Annotated in this window: 19 protein-coding genes; 16 read left to right on the top strand and 3 right to left on the bottom strand. The window is 35.3% G+C overall.

Going from position 1 to position 14,204, the window contains the following annotated elements; all coding sequences use genetic code 11:
• Positions 1-81 precede the first annotated feature (81 nt).
• The 8 genes from D2962_RS14620 to D2962_RS14570 all read left to right on the top strand — a co-directional run bounded on the left by D2962_RS14620 (position 82) and on the right by D2962_RS14570 (position 8,299).
• Positions 82-711, top strand: coding sequence for a class I SAM-dependent methyltransferase (locus D2962_RS14620; RefSeq protein ID WP_174232506.1), 630 nt, complete (start codon positions 82-84; stop codon positions 709-711).
• Positions 712-915: 204 nt separating this feature from the next.
• Positions 916-1,365 (top strand): DUF3908 family protein, encoded by a 450-nt coding sequence (locus tag D2962_RS14615; RefSeq protein ID WP_122015414.1) that lies wholly within the window; start codon positions 916-918, stop codon positions 1,363-1,365.
• A gap of 74 nt (positions 1,366-1,439) precedes the next feature.
• Positions 1,440-2,369: a DUF2971 domain-containing protein gene (locus D2962_RS14610; protein ID WP_162991244.1), complete on the top strand. Its 930-nt coding sequence runs from the start codon at positions 1,440-1,442 to the stop codon at positions 2,367-2,369.
• An 833-nt stretch (positions 2,370-3,202) separates the two neighbouring features.
• Entirely contained in the window at positions 3,203-3,379 is a 177-nt protein-coding gene (locus tag D2962_RS17700) for a hypothetical protein (RefSeq protein WP_162991243.1), read from the top strand.
• Positions 3,380-3,951: 572 nt separating this feature from the next.
• Positions 3,952-4,506, top strand: coding sequence for an RNA polymerase sigma factor SigZ (sigZ, locus tag D2962_RS14600; RefSeq protein WP_122015411.1), 555 nt, complete (start codon positions 3,952-3,954; stop codon positions 4,504-4,506).
• Positions 4,507-4,598: 92 nt separating this feature from the next.
• On the top strand, positions 4,599-5,153 hold the full coding sequence (locus D2962_RS14595) for a DUF2703 domain-containing protein (RefSeq protein ID WP_245984738.1): 555 nt from the start codon (positions 4,599-4,601) through the stop codon (positions 5,151-5,153).
• 648 nt (positions 5,154-5,801) lie between these two features.
• Positions 5,802-6,140 (top strand): hypothetical protein, encoded by a 339-nt coding sequence (locus D2962_RS14580; RefSeq protein ID WP_122015410.1) that lies wholly within the window; start codon positions 5,802-5,804, stop codon positions 6,138-6,140.
• A 500-nt stretch (positions 6,141-6,640) separates the two neighbouring features.
• Complete coding sequence (locus tag D2962_RS14570; RefSeq protein WP_162991242.1) at positions 6,641-8,299, top strand: restriction endonuclease; 1,659 nt, start codon at positions 6,641-6,643, stop codon at positions 8,297-8,299.
• 11 nt (positions 8,300-8,310) lie between these two features.
• On the opposite strand, the gene D2962_RS18870 is transcribed toward D2962_RS14570, so the two are convergent.
• The 3 genes from D2962_RS18870 to D2962_RS14555 all read right to left on the bottom strand — a co-directional run bounded on the left by D2962_RS18870 (position 8,311) and on the right by D2962_RS14555 (position 9,517).
• Positions 8,311-8,529 (bottom strand): ATP-binding protein, encoded by a 219-nt coding sequence (locus D2962_RS18870; RefSeq protein ID WP_281273686.1) that lies wholly within the window; start codon positions 8,527-8,529, stop codon positions 8,311-8,313.
• A gap of 355 nt (positions 8,530-8,884) precedes the next feature.
• Entirely contained in the window at positions 8,885-9,148 is a 264-nt protein-coding gene (locus tag D2962_RS14560) for a hypothetical protein (RefSeq protein ID WP_122015408.1), read from the bottom strand.
• A gap of 9 nt (positions 9,149-9,157) precedes the next feature.
• A complete protein-coding gene (locus D2962_RS14555; RefSeq protein ID WP_120768766.1) occupies positions 9,158-9,517 on the bottom strand; it encodes a TetR/AcrR family transcriptional regulator in 360 nt (119 codons plus the stop codon).
• Positions 9,518-9,586: 69 nt separating this feature from the next.
• Here D2962_RS14555 and D2962_RS19735 point away from each other — a divergent pair, with 69 nt between their 5' ends.
• The 8 genes from D2962_RS19735 (at position 9,587) to D2962_RS14540 (ending at position 14,126) form a co-directional block, all read left to right on the top strand.
• The gene (locus tag D2962_RS19735) at positions 9,587-9,991 is read left to right on the top strand and encodes an oxidoreductase (RefSeq protein WP_222927782.1); all 405 of its coding nucleotides are present in this window, start codon (positions 9,587-9,589) and stop codon (positions 9,989-9,991) included.
• Positions 9,988-10,185 (top strand): hypothetical protein, encoded by a 198-nt coding sequence (locus tag D2962_RS18180; protein WP_222927568.1) that lies wholly within the window; start codon positions 9,988-9,990, stop codon positions 10,183-10,185. The genes D2962_RS19735 and D2962_RS18180 overlap by 4 nt, the downstream gene beginning before the upstream one ends.
• Before the next feature lie 61 nt (positions 10,186-10,246).
• A complete protein-coding gene (locus D2962_RS18175; protein WP_245984737.1) occupies positions 10,247-10,447 on the top strand; it encodes a hypothetical protein in 201 nt (66 codons plus the stop codon).
• Positions 10,432-10,653 carry an NAD(P)-binding protein gene (locus D2962_RS18170; RefSeq protein ID WP_222927566.1) on the top strand — a complete coding sequence of 74 codons (222 nt, stop codon included), beginning with the start codon at positions 10,432-10,434 and terminating at the stop codon, positions 10,651-10,653. Before D2962_RS18175 ends, D2962_RS18170 begins: the two co-directional genes overlap by 16 nt.
• 15 nt (positions 10,654-10,668) lie before the next feature.
• Positions 10,669-10,986: a hypothetical protein gene (locus D2962_RS18165; protein ID WP_222927565.1), complete on the top strand. Its 318-nt coding sequence runs from the start codon at positions 10,669-10,671 to the stop codon at positions 10,984-10,986.
• A 463-nt stretch (positions 10,987-11,449) separates the two neighbouring features.
• Complete coding sequence (locus tag D2962_RS14545) at positions 11,450-11,920, top strand: flavodoxin family protein (protein ID WP_120768770.1); 471 nt, start codon at positions 11,450-11,452, stop codon at positions 11,918-11,920.
• Between the two features lie 115 nt (positions 11,921-12,035).
• Entirely contained in the window at positions 12,036-12,122 is an 87-nt protein-coding gene (locus tag D2962_RS19730; protein WP_342774543.1) for a putative holin-like toxin, read from the top strand.
• 291 nt (positions 12,123-12,413) lie between these two features.
• Positions 12,414-14,126 carry an IS1634 family transposase gene (locus D2962_RS14540; protein WP_122015407.1) on the top strand — a complete coding sequence of 571 codons (1,713 nt, stop codon included), beginning with the start codon at positions 12,414-12,416 and terminating at the stop codon, positions 14,124-14,126.
• Positions 14,127-14,204: the final 78 nt, after the last annotated feature.

Below are 14,204 nucleotides of genomic sequence, written 5' to 3'. Positions count from 1 at the left end.
TTACTTATATTTTTGTAAGATTAAAGATAAGATAAAATAAATTACAAATTGTATATATCTATTTTGGGAGGGTAAATTGCAGTGTTAAACAGTAAAGGTTTTGATTTATGGGCAGATGGGTATGACAAAAGTGTAAATATGAGTGAAGAGAGCAATGAATATCCCTTCGCTGGATATAAAGATGTACTCAACTATATTTATAAACAAGTTAGAGAAACAAACAATGCAAGTATTTTAGATATAGGTTTTGGAACGGGAATTTTAACTTCTAGGCTTTATAATGATGGTTATCATATTACGGGTATTGATTTTTCAAGTAAGATGATAGATATAGCAAGACAGAAAATGCCACATGCGACACTGATAAATTGGGATTTTACAAAAGGAATACCAGATGAAATTAAAAACCATAAATTTGATTACATAATTAGTACTTATGCTATTCATCATTTAACAGATAAAGAAAAAATTAATTTCGTTAACTTACTTTCTTGTATGTTAACAGAAAAAGGAATGATTCTTTTTGGTGATGTTTCTTTTGAAAGTAGAGGCGCATTAGAAGAGTGTAAAGTAAAATACAACAAATATTGGGATGATGAAGAGATTTATTTTATTGCAGAAGAAATGTTAGAAATTTTGGAAAATCAATATTTATGTGTGTATACAAAATTATCTCATTGTGCTGGAGTATTAACAATTAGAAATAAATAAATCTATATTATATTTAGTTAGCAGTTATGAAATCTTTTATGTGAGGTAACTAAAACCAAAGAATTAAAACTTAAAATGACAAAGAATATTTTGAGGGACAACAATCTTAACGACGAACGGAGAATTGCTACTGAGATTTGGAAGCAGATTGTGGAATATCTCAATACTAATTATTAAAATAATACGGGGAAAGGGAAAATTATTATGATGAATATAGATTTTAGAGAAGTTAAGGAATATTACAGAAGCAATCTTTTTAGCGATGAAACCAGCCGTCAATATGCAGGTATGTTTGAAAAAGTTTCCCAAATAGTTAATGAGAACGATATATTATATTTTTATCCAAAATATTTATTTGTTGATGAACAAACTTTACAGTTATATTTATTTTTAAAAAATAATAAATTCATTAAAGTGTGGATTAATGATGATAAACAGATAGTAATAGAATGTTTTAATACAAACGAAATAAAGAATTTTGCTTATGAATGCCCTTTAGATGATTATGGTGAGCATAAACTGACCTTGTTTTTTGAAAAAGGGATAGAGGGAATTGAATTTAACAGCAAAAAGGATACGAATGAAAATTGGAAATATAAATTTGATAAAGTAATATATAGCATAGTAAAATATTTTGTAACAACATGTATATAACAGACATAACAGACTTTGTGATACAAAGATGGGAATTTTATATTTTTCGCTATTAAATTGAAGTGGGGATGAGGATGAATCAAAAAAATAATGATAGATTAGAAGCTTCTATCAAAGCTTTTGAAGATCAATTAAATAAAAAGGTAATGAGTTTGCACAGTGAAGTACCTGATACTCTATACCATTATACGACGCCTGAAGGATTATTAGGGATTCTTTCCTCAGATTCGATTAGGTTTTCGAATGTGAAATTTTTAAATGATGAGTCGGAACTGGTTCATGCTCGTCAAATTATCTCATATATAATAAACAAAAAAAAGAATGATTATAAGGATGAATTATTTGTAGATATCTTAAATAGGGTATTCAACTTTTATGATGGAATCTTTGATCCATATATTGCGTGTTTTAGTGAGAATGGCGATTTGTTGAGTCAATGGAGGGGTTATGCTGCAGGAGGGATGGGATATAGTATAGGCTTTAAAGGAAAAGAAATCGGATCATATTTCGATGTTTTACTCCGTAAAGTAGAGTATGATTTAGATAAACAGATAAATATAATTACAGAGACTTTAGATGGCATGTATTCACTTTTTATAAATATAAAAGATTCAGATGAAACTGTTGAGAAAAATGACCTTATCGAACAATTTGTTATATCCCTTGCTTACCAATTTGCAGATTATATGCTATGGTTTAAACACCCAACGTTTTCTGAAGAAAAGGAATGGAGAGCAATACGCTTTCATCATTCTTATTTATGGGATAGTGTAGATTATAGCAGTTTGGAATTTAAAATCATTACAGGACGAGTGGTACCGTACATGACATTAAAAGCATCTGGTTCAAACGGAAATATTATTAAAAAACTTCCTATTACCAAAATAATACATGGCCCAACTCTGAATCCAGATTTAACGAAACAATCACTTGATTTAATAATAAAAAAATTTGGTTTCAATGACGTAATTATTGATGGTTCAACAGTGCCGTTAAGACTTTAAAAATTGTATTTTAAGAGCCGATTATTAGTCAATCCTAAATGCACCATATAGTTTTTAAACTTTTATGAAAGAGATACCATTCAAAGAAACTGTTCGAAAGCTGGATAAACCTAAACGAATTGGATATAGCCGCTCACACTTTCTGACCATGTCTGCTCAAATTGACTGTCCAAACACAACTCACTTTATTTGGCCATAAACTGAACCTTGAAAATACCTCCCGAAGGGGAAAGGGAATTACCCTTGCACCAATAGATGGAAAATCATACAATGCCGCAAACTCATTTTCAATTAATATAGATATCTCATAAATCAGGATAACTATAAAATGAATTTGATTATGGAACCAAAGCAAAATAACTGCCAGCTCGGCCTCAAAAGCCTGAACTTTAGACTGATACCTTAACCCTTTTTCCATCTATTTCCAAACTGTGTATCTATGAAAAAAACCTCTTCCCCAAGCGAAAAAAGAGATTCCGTATGAGTGGAGAAATTGGAAAATGATGAAGGAATAATTGCCCCAAGAATAGAAAAGGGATAAGTGAAAGGTCTTGAGAAATTCAGGACTGAAGCCACTTATCCCTTTTTTCCTTAAACTATGATCCTGTTCCTTTGGAACAACTTTTTTCACACAAATTAGATCAGTATTTGGAAAAGAATAGAAAAAATAATACTGCTTCCCAGAAAAACTTTATTACCTCCCATAAAATCCCATGTAGATTTTATGCGGGGTGGAGGGATGGGGAAGGGAAAGGGTTTTTTTAAATTAACAATAATATATGTTTTATTTGTGGTATAATTTTATTGAAATAATCGTTAGCGAGGTGTATTATATGACACTGGCAGAAAAATTAATCAAAGAATTTGAGCAGTTGACTGAAGAAAGGAAAAAGGAAGTTATTGACTTTGTTGAATTTGTAAAAGCAAAAGAGCAGAAAGAGATTGAAACGCTTATGGATTCTGTTATCAGTGAAAATAAAGAGGCTCTTAAGGAGTTAGCAAAGTTATGAAAACACTAAGCGTTTTGGGGAGGAATAAAGGGAAAGGATAGATGGAGGGATAAGGATAAAGGGTAAAGGAATAAGGAAAGGGATAAGTGAAAGGCCTTGAAATTAGAAGCCTGACATCACTTATCCCTTTTTTCCTTGAACCATGATCCTTCCCTTTTGGAACAACTTTTTTCACACAAATTTGAGCAGTATTTGGAAAATTATAGGTATTTTAATACTGCCTTACGGAAAAACTATATTACCTCCCAGAAAATCCCATGCTTATTTTATGCGGGTTTGCGGGAACAGAAATAGAAAGGTTTTTTTTAAATTAACATAGTTAGGGGCAAGGAAAAAAGGGAAAAGGATCAAGTTTGGGAATTGTTTTTTGCTGAAGTTTTTCCATGAAAAATAAAGTCGTTCCGTAAGGGGAAAAAAGTTTTTCCATTAATTAAGTGAAAAAGGGAATAATCTTATAAGGAAATAAGATCTTTTATGAAGAATAACGGTTTGTTATATTTAGATTAGGGCAATAAGTAGAGATTTAAGTTAGCACGGAGAGGCTTCAATTGCATCTTGAGGGGGGTAAGGCCATGAAGGATGATATCGGTGCTTTATGGAAAGAACTTAGCTCAAACCTAAAAACTTTTATCTTGAAAAAAGTGGGGAATGAGCATGATGCGGAAGATATATTACAAGATATATTTTTAAAAATATTTACAAATTTAGACCAGCTAAAGGACAACAATAGAATATATGCATGGATTTATCAGATAACACGAAACACGATTAATGATTATTATAGAATGAGAAGAATTAGGGCTGAAATTTCGGATTTACCTGAAAAAGGTGTAACCAGTAATGATGAAGATGGAATAATAAATGAATTAGTCTTGTGCCTTAAAAATATGATCCAGAGCCTTCCAGATAAATATAAGCAGGCTATCATGCTAACAGAATTAGGCGGTTTGACGCAAAGAGAATTAGCTCAAAAACTGGGCATGTCAATATCAGGGGCTAAGTCGAGAGTTCAGCGCGGAAAGACCATATTAAAAGAAAAGTTTTTTGAGTGCTGCAAGTTTCAATTCGATGCATATGGGAATATTATTGAATACCAGCATAAAGAAAATAGCTGCAAATATTGCTGAATCACATAAGTATTTTGCGTCCTTTTTAAAAAATCTCCGTCTGTAAAAGTGAAGCTAATTTTTATGGATGGAGGTTTTTATTATGACGTGTTGTGAAACTCAGACAAATAACAATTGTTGCAATGCAATTTTGCGGATGTGGAGAGCAAAATAATAATGCTAAAAAGAAAAAAATTGTAATCGACTTTATGTATTTGGATTTAAGCGTATGTGAAAGATGCCAGGGCACAGAGGGGAGCCTTAAAGAAGCCATTTCTGATGTTGCAAAAGTGCTTGAACTTACAGGAACTGAAGTTATTGTAAATAATATTCATATTGATAGCGAAGAAAAGGCCATACAGTATCGATTTGAAAGTTCACCTACTATCCGAATTAATGGAAAAGATATACAATTGGAAACGAAAGAATCCCTTTGTGAATCATGTGGTGATTTATGTGGAGATGAAGTTGACTGCCGAGTATGGATATATAATGGCAAAGAATATAATGTTCCACCTAAAGCAATGATAATTGATGCGATACTTAGAGAAATATATGGCAAAAATGGTTCATCAGATAATGATGAAAATAAAAATGAGCAGAAATATGAGCTCCCTGAAAATCTTAAAAAATTTTTCGAATCCATGCGGCAAAAAGGCAAAAAATAACAAGGAAGAAGAAAAAAGAGATGGGTTTTTGGGGACATAAACATGGCTGAAAACCTTAATTATCAACGCATGTAAGGCTTGCTGGCCCCTCAAGAGAATTGGACCAAAACGCAAACATGATAAAATAATGAAGAAAAGCTCGCTATCTTATCCGAAGCTCAGAGCTCATGCACCACTAAGATTGCTGTCTGTAGGAAATACGGCATCTCAAAAAGTACAATCGATTACTGGAGAAAAAACTTTTAAACCGTAACGATGGTAACGATAATGACGAAAAAGTAAATCTCAAAAAGGAAAAATATTAGCTTTGTTCTATCATTGTCGATAAAGACTTCGAAATTGCTTATCTGAAAGAACTTCTAAAAAAACCAACCGTCTATAGCAGATAAGATAGACATAATAAAGCATTTATATTCTAAGGGTTGCAATCTCGATTTTCTGCTCAAAATTTCTGATGTATCAAAAAGCAAGTTTTTCTATGAACCCAGATAGCAAAGCCCTGATTCAAAGCGGGGATACTCTTTTTAAAAACGACTTTTCTGGGTTTAGGTGGTTGTTGTTTTTTGCCTTTTTTGCTGGTATTTATTTTCGAGATAGAACCGATATTGAAAAGTTGTGCAAGCTTGAAAATATTTAGGAGGTGAAACTGTGCAAACAATAACCCGTCAAGTCGAAATCATACTTCCAATTTTATTACCATTACCTAATGATGACTATCTTTTCAATGGAATTATAGAAGAAGTGGTTGAAGAAATAGTATTTACACCAATAATTTTTCCGCTCCACACAGAAGATTTACTTAATCAAGAGGTTCTCGTTAACTTTCAACGGCTTATTAAAGATGATGGAAGATTAAAATTATGCAGAACAGGGTTAAGAAACCATATTTATTTAGTAGCTAATGCTGATCTAGAGGTTATTGACAGACCCATATATGAAATAAAAGATTGGGGTATTTCCTCAATTGAATTTTTTAAGTTCAAGTAGTGAATCAAACCAGGGAATGGATTTGTTTTTTTCCATGATTGGTTTAGAAGCTCTGTATTGCTCTAGTAAGCATAAAATAAAAAAACAGTTAATTGAGAAAACACAGATTTTCCTAGGAACTCCAATTAAATATAAGAGATTATTAAAAAACATGTATAATTATAGATCAAAAATTATACATGGAGGACTGAACTTTCCCGGTAAGTATCACATATTTGATGCGATGGAAGAATTTGAGCAATATGAGAATGATTATTACTATACTATCTTAATGGCTCAGTCAGTCTTATTAGCTACAATACAACAGCTCATAAAACGAAATATGAATAACTTAAGTTTTTAGTCTAATAGACAACATCAATTAGAAAAAATATAAATAACAAACAATGATTATACGAATTGCATTCGGACAAGAGGGAGATTCAGGCAGACACATTTAGACTTAGCCTGTAAGCTTGAGGATGTGGTTGTGCGAAATAATTTCTTTTACGGAGGGGAGCATGTTTAAGCATTTTGAAGATACTGGACTTATATTTGCTGTTATTAATAGCTACATTAATAAGAAAACGAATAAATGTGTGTTTAAAGTTACTGATAATTTGCGGTATCCATTTACTGATTTTTCGGCAGAAGCATTTAATTTCAAATTAGATTTACCCGATTTTGATCCATGTCCAAAGATTTTTATAATTGCAGGAGATAGCAAACGTGTCCATTTATTGAAAGAAATATGGGAAGAAAAAATCAAGTCATTTTTTAATAATATTTGTGAACAAGACCACTCACTTGAAAATTTTATTAATGAAACTCAAAGATATCAATATGTGAGTTCAGAAGTATTCTTAAATTTGTTTATTCATCACTTAGTTAAAGATAAAAAGATAAAATGCCCGCAACGATTAATGTTTGAAAAAGACGATGCGGTAATTCTGGTTCTTTATGGTTCAAAAAGCTACCATTCTAAAGAAGAGAGCTTAATAGAAAGCATTATAAATCTTTGGATTGATCGTGAACAACCGCACTTAAAGGGTTATCAATGTTTTACCCGTTCGTTTATTTTAAAAAGCTTCATAGGACGAAAAATTTTATCTGCATTACCTGATAATGAGATGGGGTATTGGACATTGTTACTGGAAGGCGGATGGATTCTACCTATTGATAACTCATTTGAAAAGTTTATTAGAAAGGTCGACAGTAGTTATCTAGGACAATGGAGTATTGGAGAAGTGGAAGACATAATAAATAATCCAGTTTATTCATATGGCTATTTATTTGAGCAACAAGAACTTTTTGTTGAGTGGCAATATGTATTGTTATACGCATTGGCTACATTGCCGATCACAGAATTTGAGTATCCGATAATTGAAAAGTTGTATGTTGACTTTTGTGAATTTATTGCTATGTATATAAGTCCATGCGTTGAAGTAAAAGATAGGATAATTGAAAAAGAAAAACAATTAACTGTTTTTATGAAGAGTATTTTTCAGATTAGAAGCTACCTGGCTGGTGAAGAGGAAACAGGTATTTCTAAGAATGTTATTTTTCTACTGAGGAGTAGGTATGCGTATTTACCTTCAATATACAGATTATTATCGAAATACTATCAAAAAAAAGTTAAAGAAAGACTTAATACAGTTCATTTTAAAGAGAAGAAGTTTAGAAAATTACTAAATGGAGTAATGAGTTCATCAGATACTTACAATAAAGGAATTAAATTGGAGGAGCTGGCAGATTATTTTTTTAGAACAATACCAGGTTTAATTATTACAGGAAGAAGGGCAAGAAAGGAAAGGGAAGAAGTTGATCTTTACTGTAGCAATGTTTCATACGAGAGCATTCTTTGGGAATTGGGGCCATTAATTTTAGTTGAATGTAAAAATAAAAAAAGAAAAGTTAAAGTGTCAGAAATAAGAAACTTAATACCAATTATGGATTCAAAGGGGATAAAATCAGCAGTAGTTTTTAGTTCTTCTGGTTTTACAAAAACTGCATTAAAAGAAATTGAATACCAATACTTTGGTGGTAAATATATAATTCCTTTTGATATGGCTGATATTAAATGCCTGACAAAATCATTTACCCCATTTGACCTATTGGTGAGTAAAGTAGAGAAGATGGGTAAAAAATATGCGAACGATTTAAGAAATGCCTATTTTTAATGGAAAATTACTTAAAAATCCAGTTTGGAGGGCCATTTCAGTACCCCAGAAAGTTCACCTCCTTTCCTGGCTTCTACCAGCCGGTTTACCAGTGCTGCAGTACGGAAAAACTTTACGTTGTAGCCTTTTTTGCAGGCCTCAACCCCGATTGCTATGGCAAGATGGGTTTTGCCGATTCCCACGTTGCCGTAAAGGATCAGGTTTTCCTTTTCTTCGAGAAATATTTGCAATCTTTCAGATCCTGCGGTGTAAGTCCCTGCGTGAACTTGCTTTCATCGAATATGTAGTCGGCAAAGGTCTAAATGTTGTAAAAGCCTGCGTTCAGCCGCCGCAACCATGAACACAAAATATATTCTTATTTACTACGTAACGTTACGGCGAGCCGCTCAAATCATATTTGGGGCACGGATAGTGCGAAACGTTGTGGAACAAGGCTTCAGCCAAAATCCATCACATCCTGAAAAGGATGGAGAACTATGCTGCCGAAATCAGAAATACTTCTGCCGTATCGAACCAACACAGTAAAACTGTGATACGAGCGCTAATACTCCCACGTCGAATGCAGAAGGAGCTTTTTGACTCGGATTATTCGATTTGACTTGAAGGTCCTGTGCTTTTACTTTTCCCTGTATTAATCAGACTGAATTCGGGCGGCACATCAAAGAGTGCCTCTAAATTACTTAGTATAATAGACTTCTCATCAAAACCGCCATTATGTATGCACCACAACACTGCAATTCCAATTACAATATGGCAAGCGGCTTCATATAGGCTTTCAGGAGAGGACTGATTATGGACATGGCCGGCTTCTTGAGCTTTTTTGATTATAGTAAGCAACAGCTGCGGCACGAAGCTATCTTATAAAGAAAAAGTCCCTCTGTTTTCATTTAAATTTGCCTTGAACACCTGCTTTAAGATTCCATGACCGTATTGGATAGTATAATCCACATAGTCGCCTACTATGATCCATACTTGCTCCCAGAAATTGGTTGTAGACAGCAGGCGTGAAATGCTCTGCTTGTTTAAATCATATACCTTTGTGTAGAATTTTCCCAGCAAATCATCTTTTGATTTAAAATGATAATAAAAGGTCCCCTTTGTTATGTTTGCTGCATCGCAAATATCGTTTACGGTTACATTATCGAAGCCCTTCTGCTTGAATAGTTCAAGGGCGCAGTCGATAATCCTTTCGGATGTTGTAGCTTCATTCATATTCATCTAAGTTCCTCCATTACTGTTCTGTAACCAATATAGCATAACTAGTGCAATTTTCAATGCGATACAAAAATACTTATCCAGCTGACTGCCGGCTCGGGTCGTACTGCACCTCAATGGCTATGCGAAGGTGAAGCGATTGCGCCTTCGGATGACTTGCCGAATGTTTGGAATCCTGCCGTTCGCCACCGTGCGCTGACTATATCTGAAATACAACACTATATAGATTGTTTTGCCAGTGGTGCAGCAATTGCTAAGGAAGCGGGATTTGACGGTGTCGAGATACATGCTGTGCACGAAGGTTATCTGCTCGACCAGTTCACCATGAGCTGTACGAATAAACGTACGGACAAATATGGCGGCAGTCTTGAAAACCGTCTGCGTTTCCCCTGCGAAATAGTCCAGGCTAGGCCATTAAAGCAAAATGCGGCAAAGATTTTCCCGTTACGGTGCGCTATAGCGTGCGCAGTTATATGAAAGGCTTCAATAAAGGCGTGCTTCCGGGCGAGGAATTTGAGGAATTTGGGCGGGACCTTGAAGAGAGCGCGAAGGTGGCTAAAATCCTTGGAGAAATCCTTGGAGAAGCAGGCTATGATGCACTGGATGCAGACAATGGGACCTATGATTCATGGTACTGGGCTCCCCCCTGTATATATGCCCAAAGCATGTAACCTTAACGACGATAAATACATCAAGAAATTTGTCAGTATACCTGTTATTTGTGCAGGACGTATGGATGATCCGTATACAGCCGCAGATGCGGCGGCAAGAGGAGAGATAGATGCAGTTGGACTTACCCGTCCATTACTGGCAGATCCAGATTGGCCGGCTAAAGTCGAAAAAGGTGACATTGAAAATATACGCCGTGTATTGCCTGCCATAACGGCTGCCTGGCATGTATTTTTGAGGGCAAAGATATGTGCTGTGCAGTAAATCCTGCTGTGTGCCGTGAAAAAGCATATGAAATAAAACCTGCAATAGAAAAGAAAAATGTAGTTGTAATCGGCGGCGGTATAGGGGGCATGGAGGCAGCTCGTGTGAGTGCGCTGCGCGGACATAATGTTAGCCTGTACGAAAAAAGCGGGGAACTTGGTGGAGAGTTTTATAGCGGCAGCAGCACCAGACTTCAAAGAGAGTGACAAGAAACTGATTGAATGGTACAAGCTCCAGCTCGAAAAATTGGGTATCAGGATACATCTGATACAGAAGTAACAGCTGAAACGATTGCCAGCCTGCATGCTGGTGAATATTCAGCGGTTACAGAGAGTAGTGTTACTGTGAAAACTGCAGATGGACTTAAAGATATAGAAGCAGATACTGTTATAACTGCAGTGGGGTACAATAGTGACAACAAGCTTTATGAGCAGATAAAAGATTGCGGCATCCCTGTACATCTTATTGGAGATGCAAAACAAGTTTCTAATTTCATGGGTGTGATATGGGATGCCTATGAAATAGCGATGAATATTTAATCATTATAGTTGAAAGTATTCTTCTCAGAATAGCCGTAATTAGTATATTGAAGTGAGTAAAAGCTGAACGTCTGTATCATATCTGGGAAAACGAGAGCCCTAAGAAAAACTTTAGCCCGAGTTTACGAAAAACATGTATAAACTTTTAAAAAAGGCTTAATATTAATATTTCAAGTAAATAATACGTATTACCTAACCTGGCATAGCCAGAACCAAAAAAGGATTTTTCAATTATTTATTGAATATTATATTGTAAGCTAAGCGCTTATTATGGCTATACGCCATTTACGGAGAAAATGCTCCGACTACTTAAGCACCAAACAAATAGTAAGGTTGCATTTCCATCTATTAACTGAGCTGTAAAAATTCCAGCAGGTGGGGTGTATTTGTTATACGTTAAATCAAAAACTTTTCCATTTTGTGATGAATTTGACAATACCCACAAATGGAAAGAGGGATGTCTATGAAAAGCCTTATATTAGTAAGATCCTACCATCACAAAAATACTCTGAAAGTGGCTGAAGTCATGGCACAGGCCTTAGAAGCGGATCTTGTGGATATCCAGGAATCAGGACCTGGTATAATAACTAATTATGATATTATAGGTTTTGGTTCAGGAATATATTGGGGAAAATTTGATAGAGATATGCTGGCCTTAATTGACAAAATACCATCCGACAAAAATAAGAAAGTCTTTGTATTTTCAACTGGCGGGATGGGTAGCGATAAGTTCAACGAATTTGCGAAAGAGCTCTTATCAAAAAAAGAATTTAACGTAGTAGGCAGCTTTGCTTGTAAGGGGTTTGATACTTTCGGTCCCTTCAAACTGGTAGGAGGAATAAATAAAGGGCATCCGGATGACGAAGATTTGAACAATGCCAGAGACTTTGCATTACGGATAAAAAAGATGGTGCAATTTCAGGTACCATCTTGAGATATCCGTATGACAAAAGGTGAGTCAGTGAGTCAGAGAACCGTCCCCTGACTCACTAAGGAATTGGATAAAGCAGGGTGTGGTTGCCACTTCCCTTGCAAAGTGGGTGGTTGCTATGATGAGTACATACGAAGCATTATCTTTGATGATAATGTTCGGGATGTTCGTGATAGCAGTTCTGAAGTTTGGGACAAAAAAATAACCACCCTGCTGACCCCAGAGTGGTTATACTTTAAAGTTTAACCGTTTTGGGCAACCGCATCTTGCGGTTTCCAATTTCCTTATCTTTATTATAACACAAAAACAATAAAAGTAAACATCTACGTTGGTTTAATTTCTATGTTTCGGGTCTTTGACAGTTGAATAAGTATCGAAATCGTTAAAAGCCTTGAAAACAGGGCTTTTTTTATTAAAAAAAGTCAAATTTAGCCATGGAAATATTGCGTAATTTTGCGAAATGTGTTACAATAAAAGGGATGGGAGGTATTTCACTATGAGATTATGCGTATCAAGATCAAAGAATGCCGCATCCCTGTACATAACAAAATCTATATACGAAAACGGAAGACGTTCTACAAAGGTGGTTGAAAAGCTCGGTACTTATGCTGAACTTAAAGAGAAACTTGGTGGACAGGATCCCATTGAATGGGCGAAAAAATATATAGAAGAGCTTAACCAAAAAGAAAAGGAGGAAAACCGGGAGATCATCGTCAAGTACTCCCCATCCAAGGTAATTGCAAAGGGTGAGCAGCACTCTTTCAACGGCGGTTATCTTTTTCTTCAAAAGATATACCATGAACTTAAACTCAATAAGCTTTGCAAAGAAATATCTTTGAAATACAAATTCACGTTCAACCTGGACTCGGTACTTTCAAGACTTCTTTATGCAAGAATCATCTATCCCTCTTCAAAACTTGCAACCTTTCAACTTTCCACAAAATTTATCGAGCAACCTGATTTTGAACTCCAGCATATATACAGGGCCCTTGAGGTCATTGCCAAGGAGGCTGATTTGATACAGTCTTACCTGTACAAAAACAGTCTGAGAATTTCCAAGAGGAATACAGGTGTGCTGTATTACGACTGCACGAATTACTTCTTTGAAATCGAACAGGAAGAGGGATTGAAACAATATGGTGTTTCAAAAGAACATAGACCAAATCCTATCGTACAGATGGGGTTGTTTATGGACGGAGATGGTGTCCCTCTTGCTTTTGTCATTAACAAAGGGAATATCAATGAGCAGTTGACTTTAAAGCCTCTGGAGGAAAAAATTCTATCCGACTTTAATCTTTCCAGGTTTATTGTATGTACTGATGCAGGCCTGGCATCTGATAGCAACAGGAAATTCAATAATAAAGGCGAACGGGCATTTATTACAACACAGTCCATCAAAAAGCTGAAAGCACACCTGAGGGAATGGGCCCTTGACCCAAAGGGCTGGTCTCTGGCTGATAACGGTAGAACCTACAACATTGCTGAACTAGACGAAAACAAAGATAGGGACAAGGTGTTCTATAAAGAACGCTGGATAAAGGAAAACGGGTTAGAACAGAAACTCATTGTTACCTACTCTATTAAATATCGTGATTATCAGAGAAATATCCGAAACTCCCAGATAGAACGGGCACAAAAAGCAATTGATTCCAACCCTGGAAAAATAGAAAGATGCAACCCCAATGATTACAAAAGATTCATAGAAAAAAGCCACTGCACTGCTGAAGGAGAGGTTGCCGAACATGAAATATACCGCATCAACACCGAACTCATTTCTAAAGAAGCGCTATTTGACGGTTTCTATGCTGTGTGTACAAATCTTGAAGATGATGCTTCTTCAATCATCAATGTGAATAGAAGGCGATGGGAAATCGAAGAGTGCTTCCGGATTATGAAAAGCGAATTTAAAGCTAGACCGGTATACTTAAGCCGGGATGATAGAATAATGGCTCATTTTACGACCTGCTTCATTTCCTTAGTCATCTATAGACTCCTTGAAAAGAAGCTGAACGGAAAATATACATGTTATGAAATCATTAATGGATTAAGAGATATGAATTTCTTGGAAGTAAAAGGTGAGGGTTACATACCTGCTTACACAAGAACAGACTTTACAGATGATATACACGAAGCATTTGGTTTCCATACGGATTATCAGATTGTCAGTACAAGCCAGATGAAAAAAATTTTAAAATGTACAAAATCATAAATACATTACTCACTTTTTAATGAGAAAACAAAAGCTTGGGTCTCTCTATCTTTAAGGGTTCCCAAGCTTCTTCTTTTC

It is taken from the genome of Biomaibacter acetigenes (assembly GCF_003691585.1).
GTDB classification, from domain to species: Bacteria; Bacillota; Thermosediminibacteria; order Thermosediminibacterales; family Tepidanaerobacteraceae; genus Biomaibacter; species Biomaibacter acetigenes.
The sequence above is the reverse complement of the archived record's forward strand: the minus strand, read 5'-3'. Positions and strand labels throughout refer to the sequence as shown.